The organism is Streptomyces sp. NPDC002817, assembly GCF_053592055.1.
Genome location: NZ_JBSFUY010000035.1, coordinates 21,062 through 42,594 on the forward strand (window position 1 = coordinate 21,062; position 21,533 = coordinate 42,594).

Genomic DNA, 21,533 nt, shown 5'->3' on the forward strand with positions numbered 1-21,533 from the left:
CTCAGTTCTGGGGTGTGCGGGCGAGGATTCCTGTGGCACAGGCGATTCCCCCTGCGCCTTTGGCGAGTTCGGGTATCGGCACGCAGGCGACGCACTCGATGCCATGCCGGGCGAGCAGGGCCGCGGTGTCCCGGGATCCGGTCGGCATGAGGATCGAGCGGGGCGCCACGGTGACGAAATTGAACGCCTGCTGGGTGCGGACCTCGTCGGACTCCGGGATGTCGACGACGGTGAACCCCAGATCACGCAGTCGGCGCACGTCGGCGGGGTCCATGATCGAAGTGCGGGCGGCGAGCAGGTCGGCGTCGAGCACCTGGAGGACTCCCAGCAGATGCTGGACTCCGTTGGGTACGGACAGCCGCAGCGCCCGTGCGCCCTGTTGTCGCGCCTCCTGTGAGACCTGCCGGGCGCCGGCATAGTTGGTACGTGTGCCGAGTCCGATCGCGACCAGGTCGGTGCGCAGCCACTGAGCGTCGGCGCCCTCGAAGAGGCCGTCGGCGCCGATGGTTCTGGCCACGGGGATGCCGAGCTGTGCGCAGAGCCGCAGGGTCTGCAGTTCTTCGCCGGCGCGGACGCTGCTGGCCATCCGGGGAATGACGGCGCCTGCCCTGGTCATCCACAGCAGATCGCGCGCGAACATCGCGTTGGCGCCGCTGTAGGGATTCCCGCCGGGCGCCTGGGGCGCGGGCAGCTCGTGCACGGTGATTGCGAGGGCCCGGTATGCCTCGGCCAGTACGTCCATGTCCCGGCGCAGCGCGGAGTGGTCGAGCCGTTCCAGATGTTGGAGCGCGTCGGGGTCCCCAGCGGTCAACAACGAGGCAGGCGGGCAGTGCAGGGCGACATCGGTGAGCCGGTCGTGGTCCCGCTCCACCCGCAGCGGCGCCCAGGTGCCGCCGTGCGCGATGTCGTCCTCGTGCCGTCCCAGGCGGGACCGCCAGCCCGGCCCGTGGTAGGCGGCGGCGGTCACAGCCACTGGTCCTCCTCCCCTTTGCGGTAGCCGAGTTCGCTTGCGATGTCCCGGAGGGCGGGGTGCTCCACGGCCGGGAGCACGAGGTGGGCTCGCTCCCGCCAGCGCGCCGGGCGAGGCTGCGCGGTCGCCATGACGACGGGGAACCGGACGGGACGAGGAGGCGGTTGGATCCCGGCGAAGTCGAAAACGGACCGCAGGGTGGCCTCCCGGGTACCAGGGTGAAGAATCTGCTCGAAGGGCACGCGCAGAACCTCGTCGGCGATGCCGGGCGCCAGCCCTTGGAGAGCTGCGCGGTGCGCTCCCGCCCACTGCTGGGCACACACCCATTCCAGTGGCTGGTCGACGAGCTTGTCCCAGCCCGGCGGAATGTCGAAGTTCCACCAGCGTGTGGCCGCTGCGCCGAGTTCCGAGTAGCCGTCGATGGCCAGGGTGTGCCGGTCGGAGACGTCGTAGGAGAAGAATCCCCGGTCGCGCCAGCCGTCGTAGAGCCCGTTGATGCTTGCTGCGGGGTTGCGGGTGAGGTGGATCACCCGTAGCCGGGCGTGAGGGAAGAGGCGGCGCAGCAAAGGCAGTCGGTAGGCGTCGACGGACGACTTGATCACGACGGGACGGCCCTGCAGACAGTCCCGGTCAGCGGCGGTGCGGACGCGAGGAACGAGGAACGGCGGTTCCTCGATGCAGAAGCCGTCGTGGGGAGTGCGCAGTTCGCCGGTGTTCCCCTCGCTCCGCAGAGCGGACGGCAGATCGTAGAAGGAGGGGTCGACGCGAGGGTGGGAGCCGCGAAGGTGGTGCAGCACCTGGGCGAACAGGGCGTCCGGGTCGTCGCGGCGTGCACAGCTGCGCACCGCCTGGTCAACGGCGTCCTGGACCGTCGTGTACTGGATCTCCTCCAGGGGCCACTGCAGGGCCAAGCGGCGTGTCACGACGGCCGCGTACTGCGTGCGCCCGGCGGCATCCACCGGCGGCCGGTTCGCCCCTGAACCGAGCAGAGACATGAAGTCTGCCGAAAACTCGGCCCAGTTGAACACGGCGTCCGGCTCCAGTACGTCGGAGCCGTCCCTGCCGCGGTCGAGCCCGTTCAGCTTGTACAGCGCGGTGTGCTCGCCGACGATGGACAGTACGTCGGGCTGGTCCGACAGGATCTGGTGGAGGAGGCTGCTGCCGCCCCTGGACGAGGCCACGATCGCCACGACGCGTGTGACGTGCGACAGGTCCATGTCCGTGGAGGCCGGCACGGTGGCCAGTGTGCGGCGGGCTGCGGCGATCGACCGGTCCCGCACGGAAACTTCGACGCCTGATGCCATCAGACCAGGACCTCGCTCCCGGAGGCGGCTTCGAAGGCGATGCTGCCGCCGGGCGGTACGTCGATGGTGAGTGGCCCTCCGGGGTGGGGGCGTTCAGCGGTGAGTGGTTGTCCTGTCGGCGAGTGGACGGTGAAGGAGAGCCCTTCGGTCTCTGCGTCGACGGTCAGCCGGGACGCGTAGCCGCCGTTGAGCACGATGGCCGGCCGTTGCACTCGGCACGAGGTGGTGGGCTGGAGGACGAAGACGACATCGCGTGCGTCGGCCGTGGCGCGCAGGACGCTGTGTGAGGCGTTGTCGGTCCTACGGTGCTTCAGGAAGCCGCTCATGTTGTCGGCGTACAGCTGGTGGTGCCGGCGCAGCACCTCCTTGCCCTCCTCGGGCAGGCGGGCGAAGTCCGAGCCGTAGGAGGGGATTCCGGCGGCCAGCATGGAGATGACCGCCACGGCGATGTCCTGCGTCGTGTCATGGGGGCCGAACGTCTGGTAGTCGTTGATCGCGGCCGCGGTGTACGCCTGTACGTGCAGGGTTCGCAGGAAGTTCGTCCGGGGGTCGAATGGTGCGTCGCCGGCCCGCATGCAGGTGCCGTACGGGGTGAGGAACGCCGTGCCGTAGTTCTGCTTGAGCTCGACGATGTAGTCCGGCGCCACCTCACGGGTGCGCCGGTCGGCGTCCTCCAGCATCAGCTGCAGGCCCGTGAGCATGGAATCCAGGTCGTGCTCGTGGTGCGGGCTCTCGCACCGCAGGTCGGGTATCCAGTTGAACAGGTCGTACTTGGCGCCGTGGAATCCGTACTCCTTGACGAGGCGTACGCAGACGTCCGCCATAGTCCGGCGCGCCTCGGCGTTCATGAAGCACAGCGAGTAGAACTGGGTCTCGCCCAGCACTGGTTCACCGGAGGCCGGGGCGATGAGCAGGTGGCTGCGGTCGGCGAAGCAGTCGGCGGCGGGGCCAACAGCATGGGGCGCGCACCAGATGAGGGCTCGCGCACCCATTGCCTCCACACGGCGCACCAGTGCGTGCATGTCGGGGAACTTGTCCGGGTCGGGCTTCCAGTCGCCGATGTTGAGCGGCGTCTCGTACGCGGTGTCCAGGCCGGGGCCGAACCAGCCGTCGTCGATGATGAAGTTCCGGACGCCGACATCGAGTCCGATCTTGACGTTCTCCAGGACCATCTCCGTGCTGATGTCGTCGCTGGCCCAGTCGGTCCAGCTGCACCAGAAAGGCTCGAAGGACTCGGCAACGATGCGGTCCTCCAGCCCGAAGACGGCTCGGGTCCGCTCGGAGAAGTCCCGCAGCACCTCCAGCCACGGCCCGCGCTCGCTGCCCTGCGGTCCGGAGACGACATACACGTGCTCGGTCAACGATCCGTCGGCCGCAGCAGTGGACCGGGACAGGGGGTACTCCTGCGTGCCCCGGCGAAAGCTCACCTCGACGCCGCCCGTGTGCACGTTCAACGCGCGGTTGGACACGGGCTCCAGAAGGCGCATGTCCGTCTCGGTGAGGGAGCCGATGACACCCAGGGCCAGTTCCACATTGCCGTCGCGCCCGGTGAACATGTAGAGCGGGACCTTGACGTCGTTGATCTTCGACTGGGCGAGCCGGCCGAACTTCCAGAAGCTGGTGACGTGCATCAGGTTCATGAACCATCGCCCGCTGTCCGGTGGCACGACCTCATCGAAGTTCCCCATCGGGGCACGCAGCAGGTACTCGACGGAGACGACGCGCTCACCGCTCGGCGGACGCACAGTGACCTGGAAGGGAGCCGTGCCGCTCACGTAGACATCGATGTCCTCGTGGCGAGCGGCAGCCACCTCCCCGAGCACGAAGGGGCCGAACTCCCGTTCAGCTCCCGACTCAAGACGAACGATCAGGCGCATGCAAGGAACCGCGTTCATCGATTGCCCTTCTGGCTGCAGACGGCCCGCACCGGGGCGGGCCTGACGGCGTTACGCTCCGTTCACAATCGGTGAGGCAACCATAATCAAACAGAAGCTGTCAATGAATCGGTTCAAACTCGGGGGTGAATCAACAGAGTTGAACTAAAGGCGACGCAAAATGGCCCGGTCGGCACCGCGGGCTCCGGAGACGACGCGTACTCAAGCAGGTAAGCCAACGGCGCGCAGACGTCGGCGAAGTGGCTGTCGTGACGACTGCGGCCCGGCGGCCAGCGCACCGACTCCACACACGTCCTGACCGCGATGCGGCGGCTGAACCGGCCGGCGAACACCGCGGAACACCTTCGAAGTGCCAAGAACGCGCCGCCCCCTCGCGGCCGGCACCTGGCTGCGAGGATGGTGTCGGCCGACTGGTTCGAGCGCCACCAGCGGCGCATCGAGGACTACCGGCTGCCACGTGGTGAGCGCCGGCGCCGGCAGTACATGGAGCAGACCGGCGAGGTCGGAGTACGCCTGCTGACCGCAGTACACGATCCTCATGCCCCGTCATGGCTGCGGCAGATTCCAGCAGTTGAGGCCCTGCGCCTGTGGTGCATCCAGGAGTTCGTCATCCATCAGCCGTTCGTGGCCCCAACTGTTCACAGGGTCCTCGCCTTCGTGAAGAGCTCCACGACTCCGGCTGATCAAGAGGTGGCCCCGGGAACGGCTCGAACCACAGCACGCTACGGCGGTCGAGTCCCGGGCGGCAGGGGTCGCGCACGCGTCGCTCTTGTCGAAGCACTCAAAGCGCGGCACACAGCAAGACATCTCGCTCACCCCCTGCCTAGAGCTGATCCAACTCCCAGCCCTCAACGCCCACTAGGCCGTACGCCTCCCGAAAGAACCGCACCTACCTGCACAGACGTGGCATGCGCTGCACCGTCCAGAACAAGGCCGACCAGGCCCGCAGCCGAAGGAAACGCGGCGCCGTGGCCACGAGGTACGACAAGCTCGCGGTCCGCTATGAGGCAACCGTCCTCGTCACGGCCATCAACGAGTGGCGGTGACCAAGCGGCTCAAAACGGGGAGCACGCATCGTAGGTCGCCGCCATGCATCGTGACGGTCGCCGCCGCCCGTGCTCCAGCCGAGGCGTTGAACGCCACGCTCAGTCCGACGGAAGCGAACAACGGCAGGTCGGAGCGGCTGTCTCCGATGGCCCCGCACGAGCGGGGAGCCAACCCCAGCTCTCGGGCTTGCGCGAGGGCGAAATCACGTTTGTCGTACTCATCGAAGTGGCAGGCGACGCGGCCTGTGAACCGGCCGTCGATGATCTCCAGCCGAGGTCCGCTGAACGCGTGGAAGCCGAAACGGTCGGTCAGGTAACTACCGACCGGCCACCAGGCGAGCGTTGCCAGCACGGGAACCAACCCGTTCCGCCGGCACCACCCCACGGTCTCCGTGATACCCGTGACCAAAGGAAGCCCATCGAGCCAGCCAGAGACCTGTTCTTCGGACACACCCGCCCAGCCCTTGGCATCCAGCTCGGAGACTTGTCGATTGTCCAGGTCACCAGAGGCGTAGGCGTCCTCGGCCTTCGCCAACTCGTCCCGATGACCAAGGAAACCAGCCAGAAAGACCGACGAACTCGTACCTGGGACGAGGGTGCCGTCGACATCGAAGAACACAGCGCCCACATGATCGGATGAGAACACCGACCAAGGATGTCACCGCCGTCCGAGGCGCCAGATCCGCGGCGCCCCGCGTACGACCGAAACACGCCCTAACCTTGTCGTTCAACCACGGGTGTTCGACGGGGCCGCGGCAACGGTGACCTGGGCGGTCCAGGACCCGGGTTCCCGGGGCGGATCCCAGGTTACGGCGACGCGTTCTTCGTGGAAGTCGTGTGCGAGTCCTACCACCATGGCCGCCGCGGCGGCCCGTGCCTCGGCTGGGCCGGCGTCGACCGGCACGTCGGCGAGGCGCCCGCAGACCATCCCGCCTTCCACGGTCAGGACACTGTGGCGCCAGCCTTCCGGCGTCGCGAGCAGGACGATGCCCTTCGGCATGCCGAAGGGAGATCGCCTCTCCTTCTCCCGCTTTCCTCTCACCATGAGGCCATTCAACCTCGTCGGCTTCCTGACGGTCCAGGCGGGCGAAGCTCCAGGCGCCGCGGCGGGACTTGGCACCGACTCAGTCGTGGGCGGGACGGCTGAACGCCTCGCCGATGGCGAGGACCCGCCCGACATCGTGACGGGTGGCCGGTAACCGGTTCTTCGAGCCTGGCGGCCTGCCTGGGCCGGGACAGGACGGTTTCGATGCACCAGCCGGAGAGCCTGTCTTCGCGTGCAGTTCCTGAACACTCTGCGGATGCGGGCCTGTTCGGCTCGGTCGGCTTCTCCCAGGGCCTGCGGAGGTCGGTGGCCAGTCGTCGGGCGCAATGCGGCGTCCGACACCCACCCCGCGTGTGCTCGATGTCGAAGCGGTGAAGTAAGCACTGCCAGCAAGGGTCCACCCCGCGCAGGCCGTGGATCTGCGATACCCGCGGGCTTGCCCGCCTCGGGCCAGGCCTGCTGGTTTCAGTTGGGGTGGCCTGCTGATCGCTCCCGCGCTGGTCAAACCGATGTGAGGGACAGGGTGTACCAGACGGCCTTGCCGCGCGGGTGCGGGCGGGTGCCCCACCGGGTGGCGAGGGCGCTGATCAGGGCGAGGCCGCGGCCGGACTCGTCCGTGGTGTCGGCCTGCCGGAGTCGGGGCGGGGCGGAGCTGTGGTCGCTCACCTCGACGGTGAGCTCGGTCGCCGAGCGGTGCACGCCGAGGGTGAGGGGGCCGGGGGCGTGGACGAGCGCGTTGGTCAGCAGTTCGGAGGTGAGCAGCCGTGCCGTGTCGACCAGGTCGTTGGGCAGGCGCCAGTCCGTAAGGGTGGTGGTGAGGAAGCGGCGGCCGAGAGAGACAGCCTGCGGATCGGGCTGGAGTTCGGTGCGCGCGTGGTCTGCGGCCGGCATGTGGATGAGCACCAGGGTCACATCGTCGTCGTGGCTGTCGTCGCCCGGCAGCAGCGTGGCGAGGAGGTGGTCGGCGACCGGCTCCAGCGCGGCGGGGGATGTGCCGTGGCCGCGCAGCGCGGTGTCGAGGGTGTCGGCCAGGTGGTCGATCTGTTCTTCGATGTCGGTGTGGGGTCGTTCGATGAGTCCGTCGGTGTACAGGGCCAGGGTCGCGCCGCCGGGCAGGGTCCGGCTGCTGTGGTGGTGCGGGAAGCCGCCGATGCCCAGGGGAACGCCGACCGGCAGGTCGAGCAATTGCGTCGGCCGGCCCGGTGCGGCGAGCAGGAGGGGCGGGTGGCCGGCCGAACAGGCGGTCATCTCCGCCGTGTTGTGGTCGATGATCAGGTAGCAGCAGGTGACCATCTGGTCGGGCAGATCGCAGACGAAGGCGTCCAGCGCGCTGATCAGCCGGTCCGGGGCCAGGCCGGCCTGGGCCAGGGCGTGGGCTGCGGCGCGCAGTTGGCCCATCACGGCGGCGGCTTCCAGGCCCCGGCCCATGACGTCTCCGATGACGATGCCGGTGCGACCGGGGTCGAGGGGGATGAAGTCGAACCAGTCGCCGCCCACGCCGGCGTCCTGGGCGGAGGCCAGATAGCGGCGCGCGCTGGGCAACTCCTCCAGCACGGGCGGGCTGCCCATGAGGCTGCGCTGGAGGGTGTAGGCGATGTGGTGCTGCTGCTCGTAGCGGGCCGTGCGTTCGGCTTCGGCCCGTCTGCGGTCGCTGATGTCGCGGACGGCGAGGGACACCAGCGGCCCGTCCTCCGTCTCCAGCGGGCCGACGCTGACCTCGACGGGAAACTCACGCCCCTGGCTGTCGCAGGCGGTCAGGTCCAGGTCCGCGCTCATCGCCCGGGCCTGCGGCCGGGCCAGGTAGGCGCGCAGCAGCGCACGCTGTCGGCGGCGCACGCGAGCGGGGGCCAGGTGGTGCACGCCGACGCCGACCAGGTGGCTGCGCGGATGGCCGAAGAGGGATTCGGCCTGGGCGTTGGCCATCACGATGGTGCCTTGCCCGTCGGTGATCAGCGTGGCGTCCGGGGCGCACTCCAGCAGGGCCCGAAAGAGCTGCCGAGCCCGTTCGCTGTCCTGCTGGGCGTGGATGCGGTCGGTGGCATCGGTGGCGATCCCGCACACCGCGTCCGGTGCACCGGAGGCATCGGTCAGCGGGAAAAGGGTGGTGAGGAAGTGATGCGGGCCGTCGGTCAGGTGGAGAGTGTCCTCGCGCTGGAGACTGCGGCCGGTGGACTGCACCTCGACCTCGGCCACACGCAGCGCTCCCGCGCCCGCTTGGGGCAGGACCTCCTCGATGGGGCGTCCGAGGATGTCGGTGCGCCCAGTTCCGGCCAGCCGTTCGAAGCCGGCGTTGACGGCCAGGTACCGGCCGGCGCAATCCTTGATGAAGATGGCTGCCGGGGTGTGGTCCATGAACCGTTGCAGCCAGGCGTATTCACCGATGCGGTGCTGGACGCGGGCATGCGCGATCTCCGCATGGGACGCCACGGCCAGCGCGGTGAAGCTGACCACGGTGAGGACCACCACATGGGCGCAGGCCACCAGGACCGAGCCCATGCGAGTCTCGTACCAGCCGGCGTCCTGCCCCAACAGGCGCAGCCAGCCCAGAACGGGGGGCACCACCAACGCCGCGGCGGCCATCCACCGGCCCAACAGCCCCGTCGTGCCCGGGTTCATCAGCAACGCCGCCAGGCCGACGTCCGGACGGGCCAGGAACGTCGCCGCCCCCAGCATCACCAAGGCGAGTGCGGTGTGCAGGGCCATCCGGGTGTAGTCGTCGATCTGGCCCAGCTGCGGCACCCGGTAGGCGAACCCGTACACCGGCAACAGTCCGAGCATCAGCGCGGCCAGCGCGCACACCTGCCCCAGCCGGATGCCCCGGGTACGCGGCCGGCCCAGTGCCAGCTGGGCCGTGCCGGCCAGCACCAGGGCCAGGGCGGTGTTCGGTGACATACGCCCCGGCGGCGCGTCGTCCAGGACCGTGTCATCACGGAACAGAAGCTCATCGATACCCACACCGGCGCCCAGGAGGTACTCGGACAGGGTCAGCAGACCGATGCCGACCGCCGCTGAGGCGCCGAACAGGCTCAGACGGGCCGGCCCCGGCCTGCCCGGGCTGCGCAGCGTCAGCAGCAGTGGCACGGACAGGGCCAGCAACGCGATGGCGGAGTTCGGCTTCATCGCCGTCTGCCCCGCCGCCACGTTCTTCAGCACCTCGATGCCGAAGATCCATCCGATGAGACCCCCGCCCGCGAGCAGGGCGCAGGAGGCGGCCGCGACGCGGGCGAGCCGCTCACCACTCGCGGCTGCCCTCCCGCGCGGTCGTGATGCCCGCGGGTCTCGTACCGATTGCCGCTGTACGCCTGGCTGCCTCTGTGGCCGAATGCCCCGATGCTCCGTCGCGTCAAGCACTATCCGGAATACCTGCCCATCTGGCTGTGATGTCTGTCAGCGGCCCCTCGGTATTGGCCACCGGGCCCCGCCTGGACGGCAAGCGGCGCGTGGCGTCCCCGAGCGGCCCCCTGCCGCTCGCCTGCAGATACGGCCACGAGGTGGGGCCACCACGGACCGTCATCCGGCCTTGCCGCCCCGCTCCAGCACAGGGGCCCGCTTCAAGTCCTACTGCCCCGGCTTTTGCCATGCAGGTGCAGCAAACCAACGTAGACCCGGCTATGGCGGACAGGTCGCGGACTCACTCAACTGCTCGCAAACGGCAACCGAGTTGCCAAAAACAGGACGGGAGGCGGTGAATAGAAGCGCAGCAGTGATCGCGTAAGTGCGCGGAAACGTACACGGCGTGAACCTGAGCCCGCTTTCAGCGTCATTGCCTGATCGAGGTTGCACAGGGAGGTCATCACGCGGGGCAGACTGCCGGTGCGGACCGTGGAGCCGTTCTCGCCCCTACGGGAACGTCTCGATAGCTCAGAGCGTCGGCGACCAGGTTGGTCCACAGGTGATCGGCAGTTGCCCCGCCGGAACCGACCACGGCGGGACGGCCCCATGGGACGCCGGTCACCAATGGCCGATGGCCGGCGCGTCCGGTTCGTGTTGCCGCCACATCTCGGTGAGGCGGTCGAGCCGTTCCGCGGCGGCGAAGCCGTGCAGCGCCGCCACCTTGCCGTCGCTGATCTCGAACGCCGCGGCGCCCACGATCCGGTCCTCGAGCACGATGAGCACGGCGGGCCAGCCGTTGACCTGCCCGATGTGGATCGTGGGCGAGCCGCCGGCCAGGCGCCGCTTCGCGGGCGTGGGTTTGAAGGCGGCCCGCATCATGGTGGCGACGCGCTCGGGACTGTCGTAGCGCCACAGCCTCCTGGAGAGGCCCGCGCCGTCGGAGATGGCGGTCGCGTCGTCGGTGAGGAGCGCCACCAGACGTTCGGTACGACCCGAGGACGCGGCGGCGAGGAACTCCTCGAGGACCTTGCGCGCGGACGCCGGGTCGACCTCACCGCCGCCGCGGCGAGCGGCCGCGATGCGGCACCGGGCCCGGTGGACGTGCTGCTGGCTCGCGGACTCCGAGATGTCGAGGATGCCGGCGATCTCGGAGTGGGAATAGGAAAACGCCTCGCGCAGGACGTAGACGGCCCGTTCGACCGGTGAGAGCCGCTCCATCAGGGTCAGGAGCGCTAGCGACACCGATTCGCGCTGCTCGAAGGTGTCGGCCGGGTCGAGCATCGGGTCACCGTCGAGAAGCGGCTCAGGCATCCAGGCGCCGGCCGCGCGTTCGCGGCGCACCGGTGCCGAGCGGAGCCGGTCCAGGCACAGGTTGGTGACGACTTTGGTCAGCCACGCCTGAGGCACCTCGATCCGCTCCCGGTCGGCGGCGTGCCAGCGCAGGTACGCGTCCTGCACGATGTCCTCGGCGTCGGCTGCCGAGCCGAGCAGACGGTACGCGAGCGAGGCCAGCCGTGCCCGGCCGGCCTCGAAGCGATCAGCGACGGTGCCTTCCATGCACCCGACCTTATGCGGCAGCGTTCTCGGGCACGGTGGCCACGACCTCGGTGTCGGCAGCCGTCGTGGTGGCGGGCAGGCGCCGCGTGCGCTTCGGCACGCCGAAGGTCGGGTGCGAGACGGCCCACAGGCTGCTCCTGAGGATGCCCGCCTTCAACCGCGCGGCCTTCCGGCCGCCCAGGAACCAGGACTTCGCCCGTACGTCGACATCGACCATCTGAAAGATCGCGTCGTACCGCCCCAGGCTGATGTGGTTGCCGATGTAGGTCTTCTTGACGACCGGAACCCGGCGTCCGGTCAGCCGTGCCACGATCGCGCCCGTCGCCTGCATGTTGGTATGTCCTGCCGAGGCGCAGGACATCGGCAGCGGCCGGCCGTTCGCGCCGATCGCGTACGCGCTGTCGCCCGCGGCATAGACGTCCGGGTGCGAGACCGAGCGCATGGTGTCGTCGACGACGATCCGGCTGTCCTCGGTGACCTCAAGGCCGGCGGCGGACGCGAGGGAATCGACGGCGAACCCGGCCGTCCACACGGTCGCGTCGGCCGGGAAGGAGGTGCCGTCCGCACCGACCGCGTGCGTCGCCCCGACGGCTTCGATGCCGGTGTGCTCGTGGACGGTGATCCCCAGCCGGTCGAAGGCCTCCCGCAGGTGGAGCCGGGCCCCCGGGGAGAGCTGGGCCCCCAGCTCACCACGGGCGGCGAGCGCCACGGAAAGACCGGGACGCGACTCGGCGAGTTCGGCGGCGGTCTCGATGCCGGTCAGGCCCTCGCCCACGACCAGCACGGTACCGCCTGGGTCCAGACTGTCCAGGCGTGCGCGCAGCCGGAGCGCCGACGGCCGTCCCGCGACGTCGAAGGCGTGCTCGGCCACACCAGGGACACCGTGGTCGGCGGCACGGCTGCCGAGCGTGTACAGCAGCGTGTCGTACCCGAGCTCGCCGTCACCGTCCTCGCCGGTCACGGCGACGGTCCTGCGCTCTGGGTCCACCGCGGTGACGCGCGCCACGCGCAGCAGTACCCCGGTGCCCGCGAACATATCGGCCAGCCTCCGGGTCACGAGTTCCCGGCCCGCCGCGAGCTGGTGCATGCGCATCCGCTCGACGAAGACCGGCTCGGCGTTGACGACGGTGATCTCGGTATCGGCGGGCGAGAGGCGGCGGGCCAGGCTCCCAGCGGCGAAGGCCCCGGCGTAACCGGCGCCGAGGACAAGGATGCGGTGCTTCATGGTTTGGCTCCTGTCAGGAATCGCTTGTCCCTTGAGCGGGACAGCTCAGTGATTCCTGACAGGACCCGGTGTGAGGTGGGTCACGGGACCGGTGCGGGTCGAAGCACACCATCCGAGCCAACCGCCGTTTCGACCCCAGCGACCGTCGGCAACCAGACCGACAGAGCCTGACCAGCCAGGCTCCAACTCCCGGTGGACGGTACGGGAATCGGCTTGTCCGATCAGCTGGAGAGCACTGTGCTGCCGGAGAGCTACGACTACGAATCTCCGAGGACTGATCCCGGTCCCCAAGGTCGTCACCCCGAACCGAAAACCTCAGTGCTGAGCTTGAACTCAGGATGTAGCAGGGCAATAAGAGGGGGCTTCCTGCCGTCAGCCTGCTCAGGCCGTCAGCCCTGGCGGGCCTTGAAGCGCGGATCCTTCTTGTTGAGCACGAAGGTGACACCCCGTCGGCGTACTACCTGGGCGCCGGGCTTGGCCTTCAACGAGCGTAGGGACTTTCGCACTTTCATAGCCGTCTCCTTCCGGGGGATCGAACGAGGTCCGCTGTCAGGCACGCGCGGAAGCAGTGGCGCCGTAGCGCCTGTGGAAGCGCTCCACGCGGCCCGCGGTGTCCACGACTCGTGAGGTGCCGGTGTAGAACGGGTGGCTCGCAGACGAGATCTCGACGTCGACGACTGGGTACGTGGTGCCGTCCTCGCCCTGGACCGTGCGCTCCATGTGGATGGTGGAGGGGGTGAGCAGTTGGAAGCCTGACGCGCGGTCGCGGAAGACGACCGGGCGGGAGACGGGGTGGATGCCGTGCCTCATGGGGTGGCCTTTCTGATGCTGCCGACGAGGAGCCGCGAAGACGGGTGTCAGCGTTCTTCTCGGAAGAGGACGTGCGCGCCGACCTGCGGGTCGTACTTGCGCAGGACCATTCGGTCGGGATCGTTGAGACGGTTCTTGCGGGTCACGTAGGTGACTCCGGTACCGGCCGTCGACTTCAGCTTGACGACGGGCCGTGTGGTGCTGAGTGCCATGAGGTGCTCCTTCCGCCACCGCCCGAGCTAATTGACTCGGACATGTCATGCGACTTCTGTAACAACGTCTGCTGGTGCCTCATTCCCGACGGTCACCGCTCTCGGTACGGGCTGGAGCGGTGCGGCCGCGGTCCGGGCGGGTGTGAGCCCGCCCGTGCCACGGCGAAGAACGGGGTGAAGGGCGGTCGCCTACGCGGCGAAACGCTCTGCGGGGCTTCAGCCGGACGATCGTCCCCGCAGGCTAGAGATGAGGCCCGGGGACACTGTCCCCTTCACTCCCACGCCGCGTTCAACACGCCCGCCCCGGTAGGCATTCCCGACGCGGGGATGACGGTCACGCACCGATGACAGTGGCCCTGTCCTACCCCGGCAGCCGTCCGCCACGGCGCCGTGCGCGAAGGCCGCTTCATCGCCCGGCCAGCCACACGACGGCATGCGCGGTGGCGTCCGGCGTGCCGAGGACCTGTGTCACGCGTACGGCCTGGACGATCACGACAGGGCCCTCGGCGTCGAGCAAGACGCTCACGCTCGTCAACTGCGGCAGCAGCAAAAATGTTCGACAGCACACAACAGGAGGATGCCCCGCACGAGGCAGTGCGCGCCCTTCGTCGCCTTGATGATCTCCGGCTAGGAAAATCTTCCCGGGGGCCACGTCCAGGTGTACGCCGACGTCTCGTCGAGGGACGTCCGGTTTCACAACGCTGAGAAGCTGACAGTCCGGGATGCTCCCCGTTGTCGACACCATCCCCTCGGTCACCACGGCACGGTTCAACGCGGCAATCCATGGTCCCCGGATCCTTCGCGAGGCCGACCACGGTATCTGCCGGTGCGACGGGGAAGGGAAACGCCTCGACGACGGTTCGGTCCGTCCGTGAGGGACTCGCCGTTCCCCACCCCTGCACAAGGGGCCGGGCCCATTACCTCAGCGCTCCGCCACATCGCCTGCAAGAACGCGGCGCCGAGCGTGAAGTGCTCCGTACCCCGGGCACGTTCACGAATTCAGCAGTCCGTGATCGGCGAAGCGTCGCAGGTGCCGTCTCGGGTGGTGCGGACACGGGCCAGGAGCGAGCTCAGGGTCTCTCGCTCCTGCGGGGTGAGGTCGGCGAAGAGCTCGTCCTCGACACGGCCGACGGCGGCGTCGAGCTTGGTAGCGGCGGCCGTGCCCGCTTCGGTGATCTCGACGATGTGACGGCGGCGATCGGCGGGATCACGCCGCCGTCTCACCAGATCGCGGTCCTCCAGCGCGTTGAGGAGAGTGACCAGGACGCTGGGGTCCACGCTCAGCCGGGCACCTAGGTCGCGCTGGCCGAGCTGACCGCCGTCGAGGAGCATCAGCACGACGGCCTGGCGGGGCGTGACCCCGGAGGCGGCGAGTGCCTCACGGATCCAGGCGTCGGTCACGCCACCGTGCCGCGCCAGGAGCAGGGCGAGGCGGGAATCGGGACAGGCGGATTCGATGGTGTCGTCCCAGATGGCGGGACCGACGGGAGCGCTGGTGGCGGGGCCGGTGCCGCCGGATCGTTCGCTGGTCATGGGTCCGACCGTAGCAAGGATAGAAATAGTCGGTTGCAATTAATCATTGACCCACTTACATTATCTGCCGCGGCCCATCACTTGCCGCCCTGTGTTCCTGGACCGATCGACGGTCCCCTTCACTCTCCGGAGTTCTCCGTGTTCATCGCCTATGTCGTCCTCGCTGTCGCGCTGTCCCTGCTGCTGCTCTACTCCGCTCGTGGCGACATCACCCGCGACCCGAAGGTCACGGAGACCCTCGAGGCACTTGGGGTGCCCGACAGCTGGTACGTGCCGCTCGGTCTGGTCAAGATCGCGGGCGCTCTGGGGCTGCTCGCCGGCATCGCCTACCGACCGCTGGGCATCGCGGCGGCGATCGGCGTCGTCCTGTACTTCCTGGGCGGCGTAATCACGCACGTCCGCGCAGGCGACAAGAAGGGAAGCGGCACCCCGGCCGTCATCATGCTCGTTTCCGTCGTGCCGCTGGTGCTGGGCCTCGCGACGATCTGATCGTGCCCCGCGATCGCGATCAGGCCAGCTCACGATCACACGGCGCAGCCACTGCCAGACACCTGCCTCCAGCGCCCGGGCTGGAGGCGAGCCGCTACGGGGCGGCCTCGGAAGTGCGGGCGGGGACAGCGCGCAGTCCGGGTTGGGGCGCCGACAGCGCCGATCAGTTGGCCGATCATCAGCTTCCGGGAACTGATCGACACAAGTGTCGGCGGTCCGGCCGAACAGCTGGCCAGCCCTGACGCTCTCCAGCCGGCCTCCTCCGGGTTGCACTCCCGGTCGCCTCAAGACCTGGACTGTTTCGCTCTTCGGGATCAGCATCGCCGACAGCCCTGTTCTGCCAGCTCACGTCGGTGAACGGTTTCCCGTACTCCGCCGCGACCGCGGGCGGGGCGGCGGGCGGGCGGCTCTCGGCCAGAAGGAAGGGCATCGCGGGGAAAATCGTTCGATGGCGTCGCGGCAAACACCTGCGAAGCCCTCCGGGACGCGGCGACCGCTAGAGACACGGCCACCCCGACCCACCATTCGGTCCGTCGGCAGGCACGCACAGCAGAATCGCCCCTGCGGGAGCCGGGACTGAAGTTGGGTACCGGATGGGCGCCTGCAGGGCGAAGCGGCCGGAGCACCAAATGGGCGGCGCCGGGAAGGCCCGACACAATGACCCAGCTTTGCGGCGATCGGCCTTGCGAGCGACCACCTCCCGGCCACCGGTGGCGCGACGTCCACGCAGAGAAGGCCGACGCCCGGTCCTGCCGCCATCTCAGCCAGGGCCGGTAGGCGCGCCCCTGCTCGACGCGCCCCTCACTGATCAGGAGGCTGCTGTGACCCAGTCCGTAGCGCTTCGGGACGGCTCACCCCCGCGGCAGAGCGCGTCGAGCAAGAAGACCGAACGCGTCATGCCGCTGCGGGAAGCAGCCAGGACTGGGCGCCTGGGCAACATCGCGCACGATGCCGGAGGGACCCGGTGAGCTGCATCGCCGCCCGCGGCCTGCGCAGCCGCGACTCCCTGCGAGCACCGACTCCCAGCCGAACCGCACCGGAAGCACACACCCGGCGAAACCAGCGGCACATGGTGGTGTGCGTGGCGGCGACGCTGCTCCTGTATTCCGCCCTCCTCGCCGTGTCCGTGCGTGAGGAGGAACCCCTCGTCCAGGTCAGCTGGGCTTCGGCCGCCGCCGAACATCTCCACCCTTACGGGATCGCCGCGGCGGACGCCGGAGCGGAGTTCGTCCACGATGTGGCGCAGGCGCTGACCTGGATCCTCGTCCTGGCCCCGCTGCCCCTGGCGGTGCTGATTCTGCTCTGGCTGGCCCGACGGGACCAGCAGGCCTATCTGCGCCTTGCCATCGCGTTGTTGTTGTCCGGCACGGCCGGGCTCGGTGTCCTCGCCGTGGGGCAGGAGGCACGCGAGGCGTCCCTGTTCGGTGACTACTTGGCGGTGCCCGCCGTATCCGCGGGCTGGTACGTGCCGATGGCGCTCGCGGTGGTCACGACCACCACGAAGACCTGGCCGCGGGTGACCGTACTGCCGATCGCGCTGACCGCGACCGCGGCAGGAGCGTCGACCGGGGGCAGCCTTTGGCTCGCAGCGCTGCCTGCCGTGGTCGTACCCCTGCTGGCATGGCTCGCCGCAGGACACCTATGAGGCATCCGCACTCCGACCCGCACGGCAGGCTCGCACAGCCGACGGGGGCGCAGCGTCGCGCGTGTGAACCGGGCGCCACCACAGCGCCTGTCGCCGGGTCACGGACGCCATTGCGCAACATCGGTCATGCTCGTCCAGCCAAGGAGGCTGCCACCGCTGACGTCGATGAACGCACCCGTGATCCAGCGCGCTTCGTCGGTCGCGAGGAAGGCCACCACGTCCGCGACATCCTTCGGCTCGCCGACGCGATTGAACGCCGAGAACACACACGACACACGACGAGAACGTGCTCGGCAGGCCGGGGCGGCCCGCCGGAATCCGATCGCCGTCCGGGTTCGCCTTCCTCAGCGCGCGGGATCGACGGCGTGTGCTCGCAGAGTGAGGAAGATCGCGTCGAGCGCGTCGAGGAGCGGCTCTTCGGTGCGGGTCGTCTTCGTCATCAGCAGCCCGCCTTGCAGGATCGCGAGGATCGAGCGGCCGAGCCGCTGGCCGTCGGTGCCGGCCCGGAGCAGGCCCGCGGTGATCATGCGCTCGGCCCCGGCCTGGAACAGGCGCTGCCATTCGTCCCACACGTTCTGGACCGACGCGGCGACCTGGTCGTGGCTGCCGACGAGCTCATTGACCATCGAGCCGATGGGGCAACCCCAGCAGGGCTGCTCCCTGTAGAAGTCCGCGATCGCCTCGCTCCACTTCTGCCAGGACTCCCACGAGTCGAGTTCGTCCAGGTAGGGCCGTTGCGCGTCGAACACCCGAGCGCCCTGCCACTGCGACAGCGCGCTGACGAGGTCGGGCTTCCCTTCGGGGAAGTAGTGGAAGAGCTGACTCCTGCTCGTCCTTGTCGCGGCTCGGATGTCCTCAAGCGTCGTCGCGTTGACACCCCGTTCCAGGACGAGCTCCGCGGCGGCTTCCACGATGCGAGCGCGGGTGGCCAGTCCCTTGCGCGTGAGGCCTTCTGGAGTGCTCATGCACCCAGCCTACCGTTCTGGACGGGATCATCTGTTATTTTGGATGCAGACGTACAAAACATTGGATGCACAAGTCCAAACTGCTGCTATCTACAGGAGTTCTCCATGGCACAGCAGAGTCATCCGGCCCCCGTGGTCGAGCGGGACCTGTTCATCGACAACGAATGGCACCCGAGCGCGGACGGTCGCTCGGAGTCGCTGACCAACCCGGCGACGGAAGAGCCGTTCGGCAGGGTCGCACTGGCGACCAGTGCCGACGTGGATGCCGCCGTGCGGGCCGCGCGGACGGCGTTCGACGAAGGGCCCTGGCCCCAGCTCTCCTTGAAGGAACGAGCCGACTACATGCTCGCGCTCGCCGACGAGCTCGAGCAGCACACGGACGCCATCGCCGAGCTGGTGATGGCCGAGACCGGGCTGGCCGTCGGTGCCGCCCGCGGAAACCCGCTGGCCTTCGCCGGCTTGCTGCGCTACTACGCGAGCTTTGCCGACTCCACCGAGCTCGACGAGGTCCGCACCGGCCTGTCCGGCGTCACCGCGCGCATAGAGAAGCGGCCCGTCGGTGTCGTGGCCGCGATCGTGCCGTGGAACGCGCCGCTCGGTCTTGCCGCCTTCAAGATTCCCGCGGCCCTCCTGGCCGGCTGCACGATCATCATGAAGCCGTCCGACTTCTCACCCCTGAGCGCCGGCTACATCGCGGACGCCGCACTCCAGGTCGGTCTGCCGGCCGGCGTGATCAATGTCCTCACCGCCGGTCCTCAGCAGAGCCAGGAACTCGTCAGCCACCCGGGCGTGGACAAGGTGACGTTCACCGGATCGACGGGTGTCGGGCGCAAGATCGCCGCGGCCGCGGCGCCCACGCTCAAGCAGGTCACGCTCGAACTCGGCGGCAAGTCACCGGCGTTGATCCTGCCGGACGCGGACCTCGAGCGGCTCGTCGCCACGCTGCCGATCAATGTCTGCAACAACAACGGCGCGGCCTGCGCGGTCCCGAGCCGGCTGATCGTTCCGGAGAGCCGCAAGGACGAGATCGTCGGGGCGCTGGCCGAGGCGTTCGCAGGGGTCACGGTCGGCGATCCGCACGACCCGGACACGATGGTCGGCCCGATGATCAACAAGGCGCACTACGACAAGGTCCTCGGTTTCTTCGAGACGGCCCGACAGGAAGGCGGGACAATCGCCGTCGGCGGTGGCCGCGCGCCCGGGTTCGACAAGGGCTACTACGTCTCCCCGACCATCATCACCGACGTGTCACCCGACTCCCGTGTCGCACAGGAGGAGATCTTCGGCCCGGTGACCACGGTGCTCACCTACCGCGACGAGGCCGAAGCGATCCGGCTCGCCAACCACACCGAGTTCGGGCTCAACGCCGCCGTCTACGGCCGTGACGAGCAGCATGCGCTCGAGGTCGCCCGCAAGATCCGCAGCGGCACGGTCTCGATCAACAACGGCATCACCCTCGATCTCGCGGTTCCGTTCGGCGGCGTCAAGCAGTCCGGTTATGGGCGCGAACTCGGCCCCGAAGGTCTCGACGCGTTCTACAACACGCACACGATCTTCCTCGACGGCGAACCGATCCGAACGCTCTAGCGTGCTGCGGCTGCGCACCGGAGGCTGTTCGATCCGGAGGGCGTCCGGTGCGCCCGGCGAGTGATTGAGAAACCCGAGACGAGTGCCCAACGGCGGCTCAGCGGGCGGGAGTTACTCCGCCGCGGCCCTACCGGCAGCAGCCGGACCAGATCGAGACAGACCACGATGATCATCGCGACCACGAACGCGCACCGCTGATCATCGTCGTGACGCCGCCGTGGGTCGGACCGGCCCCGTCGTAATACGAGCCGGCCAACAGTCACGTCTACGCAGACCACTTGGCGGTCGCTGCCTGGACCAGCTGGACCGGCCGGGCAACCCGGAGTCCGCCCGAAGGGCCGCGCACCTCGCCCCACCCAGCGATACCGCGTCGCGCATCACTGCCGGGCCCCTGCCCCTGCAGTCACCCGAAGATTCCCCCCGACATCATCAGAACGAGGAGCCATCATGCCCAAGGCATACATCTTCACCGAGTACGGCGGCCCCGAGACACAGGCCTTCGCCGACCTGCCCAGGCCCGTTCCGGGGCCGGGTCAGCTTCTGGTCGCGGTGCACGCGGCCGGAGTGAACCCGGTCGACTGGAAGTTGCGCGCCGGCTACGTGCGGGAGGTCCTTCCTCTGACGCTGCCGGCAACCCTTGGCACGGAGGTCTCCGGTGTCGTCGAAGAGATCGGCGACGGGGTCGAGGGGTTCGGCATCGGAGACGAGGTCTACGGAGCCCTGCCGTGGGCCGGCGGCTACGCCGAGTACGCGCTACTGCCGGTCCAGACCGCGGCGCACAAACCGGCCGCCGTGTCCTTCACCGACGCCGCGACCCTGTCGGTCTCAGCGGCCACCGCCCACCAGGGCATAGGCCTGCTGAACCTCAAGCCCGATGCCACCGTCCTGGTGAACGGGGCCGGCGGTGGTGTCGGCGTTGCCTCCGTGCAGATCGCCCATAACCTGGGCGCCACCGTGATCGGCACCGCCAGTGCGGGCAAGGCGGAGCTCGTCTCCTCCCTCGGAGCCACCCACGTCACCTACGGCGAAGGCGTGGCCGACCGGGTTGCCGCAATCGCCCCGAACGGCGTGGACGCCATCCTCGACCTGGTCGGCGGCGATGCCCTGTACGCCGTCGCGCATCTCGCCGCGGACAAGTCCAGGATCATCACCGCTGTGGATCCGACAGCAGCGTCCGAACTCGGCGGTGGCTACTTCCAGGTGGAGCAGAACGGGCAAGCGCTCTCCCCTCTCGCCGAACTGGTCGCATCCGGCGCCCTCGACCCCCACGTCACACAGGTCGTACCCCTCGCCAAGGCAGCGACGGCTCTCGCCGCGGTCGAGGCCGGCCACTCGCTGGGCAAGATCGTCCTGAAAGTGCGGTAAGACGCGGTACAACCGGCCCGGAGGGGTCCGCGGCGTCCACAGACTCGTCATGCCAGGCGGGGGACGTCGCGGAGTCACCCGACGGCGGACCCCCGACGGCGGCGGACTACCAGTGCCACGAGAAATCCCGTCGCTCAGACGGGTACGAGAAGGGCGGGTCCTGAACAGCTCTCGCAGCGTGGCCGACCGGTAGAGGAACAGCCAGGGCTTCACGTTGCCGGAGCTCGAGCACCCGGCGGTCCGGCGCCCGGAAGCAGCTCCGACAGCTCGACCGGTCGTCGCAAAGGCGATAGCTCAGAGCGATGCGTCCACACCGGCTGCACCTCTCGCGGTCGGCCCGATCAGCCTGACGGGTCGTGTCCCACGTCGTGGCGTAGGGGATCAAGCGTTACGCATTCCGGTACGAGGCCCCAGGTGATCTTCGTAGAGCCGGCGGTCCACGAGGGCGTCCGGTTGAGACGAGCCGAACGCCCAGTCGTGCTGAGCCACCATCTCCGAAAGCAGGCTCCGCCCCTGCTCCCGGCGGCCTCCTCCACCAACGGCACCGAGTGT

Annotated in this window: 18 protein-coding genes and 3 pseudogenes; 6 read left to right on the forward strand and 15 right to left on the reverse strand. The window is 68.9% G+C overall.

Going from position 1 to position 21,533, the window contains the following annotated elements:
• Position 1: 1 nt before the first annotated feature.
• From ACWD3I_RS40600 to ACWD3I_RS40610, 3 genes are read right to left on the reverse strand one after another with little or no spacing between them, the layout of a single operon-like run.
• Positions 2-973, reverse strand: coding sequence for a dimethylarginine dimethylaminohydrolase family protein (locus tag ACWD3I_RS40600; RefSeq protein WP_365400084.1), 972 nt, complete (start codon positions 971-973; stop codon positions 2-4).
• On the reverse strand, positions 964-2,274 hold the full coding sequence (locus ACWD3I_RS40605) for a sulfotransferase (RefSeq protein WP_365400081.1): 1,311 nt from the start codon (positions 2,272-2,274) through the stop codon (positions 964-966). Before ACWD3I_RS40605 ends, ACWD3I_RS40600 begins: the two co-directional genes overlap by 10 nt.
• Entirely contained in the window at positions 2,274-4,151 is a 1,878-nt protein-coding gene (locus ACWD3I_RS40610) for an alpha-galactosidase (protein ID WP_365400078.1), read from the reverse strand. Before ACWD3I_RS40610 ends, ACWD3I_RS40605 begins: the two co-directional genes overlap by 1 nt.
• Before the next feature lie 878 nt (positions 4,152-5,029).
• Between ACWD3I_RS40610 and ACWD3I_RS40615 the strand changes: the two are divergent.
• Positions 5,030-5,215, forward strand: a pseudogene (locus ACWD3I_RS40615) (IS5 family transposase); the annotation flags it as partial.
• Here the strand turns inward: ACWD3I_RS40615 and ACWD3I_RS40620 are convergent.
• Together ACWD3I_RS40620 and ACWD3I_RS40625 are read right to left on the reverse strand one after the other, a co-directional pair.
• Positions 5,199-5,861, reverse strand: coding sequence for an HAD family hydrolase (locus tag ACWD3I_RS40620; protein WP_365400072.1), 663 nt, complete (start codon positions 5,859-5,861; stop codon positions 5,199-5,201). The pseudogene ACWD3I_RS40615 and the gene ACWD3I_RS40620 sit on opposite strands and share 17 nt — an antisense overlap.
• An 81-nt stretch (positions 5,862-5,942) precedes the next feature.
• Positions 5,943-6,260: a hypothetical protein gene (locus ACWD3I_RS40625; protein WP_365400070.1), complete on the reverse strand. Its 318-nt coding sequence runs from the start codon at positions 6,258-6,260 to the stop codon at positions 5,943-5,945.
• Here ACWD3I_RS40625 and ACWD3I_RS40630 point away from each other — a divergent pair.
• A complete protein-coding gene (locus tag ACWD3I_RS40630) occupies positions 6,259-6,414 on the forward strand; it encodes a hypothetical protein (RefSeq protein WP_365400067.1) in 156 nt (51 codons plus the stop codon). The genes ACWD3I_RS40625 and ACWD3I_RS40630 overlap by 2 nt on opposite strands.
• Here the strand turns inward: ACWD3I_RS40630 and ACWD3I_RS40635 are convergent.
• The 8 genes and pseudogenes from ACWD3I_RS40635 to ACWD3I_RS40670 form a co-directional block, all read right to left on the reverse strand.
• Positions 6,340-6,661 (reverse strand): annotated as a pseudogene (locus ACWD3I_RS40635) (NF041680 family putative transposase); the annotation flags it as partial. The gene ACWD3I_RS40630 and the pseudogene ACWD3I_RS40635 sit on opposite strands and share 75 nt — an antisense overlap.
• A gap of 100 nt (positions 6,662-6,761) precedes the next feature.
• Positions 6,762-9,413: a SpoIIE family protein phosphatase gene (locus tag ACWD3I_RS40640; protein ID WP_365400065.1), complete on the reverse strand. Its 2,652-nt coding sequence runs from the start codon at positions 9,411-9,413 to the stop codon at positions 6,762-6,764.
• Between the two features lie 798 nt (positions 9,414-10,211).
• A complete protein-coding gene (locus ACWD3I_RS40645) occupies positions 10,212-11,150 on the reverse strand; it encodes a sigma-70 family RNA polymerase sigma factor (protein WP_365400062.1) in 939 nt (312 codons plus the stop codon).
• 10 nt (positions 11,151-11,160) lie between these two features.
• Positions 11,161-12,375, reverse strand: a complete 1,215-nt coding sequence (locus ACWD3I_RS40650) for an NAD(P)/FAD-dependent oxidoreductase (protein ID WP_365400059.1) — start codon at positions 12,373-12,375, stop codon at positions 11,161-11,163.
• Positions 12,376-12,764: 389 nt separating this feature from the next.
• A complete protein-coding gene (gene ykgO / locus ACWD3I_RS40655) occupies positions 12,765-12,887 on the reverse strand; it encodes a type B 50S ribosomal protein L36 (protein WP_046258531.1) in 123 nt (40 codons plus the stop codon).
• A gap of 37 nt (positions 12,888-12,924) precedes the next feature.
• A complete protein-coding gene (locus tag ACWD3I_RS40660; RefSeq protein ID WP_365400056.1) occupies positions 12,925-13,185 on the reverse strand; it encodes a type B 50S ribosomal protein L31 in 261 nt (86 codons plus the stop codon).
• Positions 13,186-13,232: 47 nt separating this feature from the next.
• Entirely contained in the window at positions 13,233-13,397 is a 165-nt protein-coding gene (gene rpmG / locus ACWD3I_RS40665; RefSeq protein WP_365400053.1) for a 50S ribosomal protein L33, read from the reverse strand.
• A 999-nt stretch (positions 13,398-14,396) separates the two neighbouring features.
• Complete coding sequence (locus ACWD3I_RS40670; RefSeq protein WP_365400050.1) at positions 14,397-14,930, reverse strand: MarR family winged helix-turn-helix transcriptional regulator; 534 nt, start codon at positions 14,928-14,930, stop codon at positions 14,397-14,399.
• 138 nt (positions 14,931-15,068) lie between these two features.
• Between ACWD3I_RS40670 and ACWD3I_RS40675 the strand changes: the two genes are divergently transcribed.
• Positions 15,069-15,419: a DoxX family protein gene (locus tag ACWD3I_RS40675; protein ID WP_365400047.1), complete on the forward strand. Its 351-nt coding sequence runs from the start codon at positions 15,069-15,071 to the stop codon at positions 15,417-15,419.
• Between the two features lie 1,081 nt (positions 15,420-16,500).
• The gene (locus ACWD3I_RS40680; protein WP_365400045.1) at positions 16,501-17,064 is read left to right on the forward strand and encodes a hypothetical protein; all 564 of its coding nucleotides are present in this window, start codon (positions 16,501-16,503) and stop codon (positions 17,062-17,064) included.
• Positions 17,065-17,162: 98 nt separating this feature from the next.
• Here the strand turns inward: ACWD3I_RS40680 and ACWD3I_RS40685 are convergent.
• Positions 17,163-17,324, reverse strand: a pseudogene (locus ACWD3I_RS40685) (SDR family oxidoreductase); the annotation flags it as partial.
• A gap of 84 nt (positions 17,325-17,408) precedes the next feature.
• Complete coding sequence (locus ACWD3I_RS40690) at positions 17,409-18,029, reverse strand: TetR/AcrR family transcriptional regulator (protein WP_365400039.1); 621 nt, start codon at positions 18,027-18,029, stop codon at positions 17,409-17,411.
• A gap of 105 nt (positions 18,030-18,134) precedes the next feature.
• On the opposite strand from ACWD3I_RS40690, the gene ACWD3I_RS40695 reads away from it, so the two are divergent.
• Positions 18,135-19,616, forward strand: coding sequence for an aldehyde dehydrogenase (locus ACWD3I_RS40695; RefSeq protein WP_365400036.1), 1,482 nt, complete (start codon positions 18,135-18,137; stop codon positions 19,614-19,616).
• A 447-nt stretch (positions 19,617-20,063) separates the two neighbouring features.
• Complete coding sequence (locus tag ACWD3I_RS40700; protein ID WP_365400033.1) at positions 20,064-20,981, forward strand: NADP-dependent oxidoreductase; 918 nt, start codon at positions 20,064-20,066, stop codon at positions 20,979-20,981.
• Positions 20,982-21,533 lie beyond the last annotated feature (552 nt).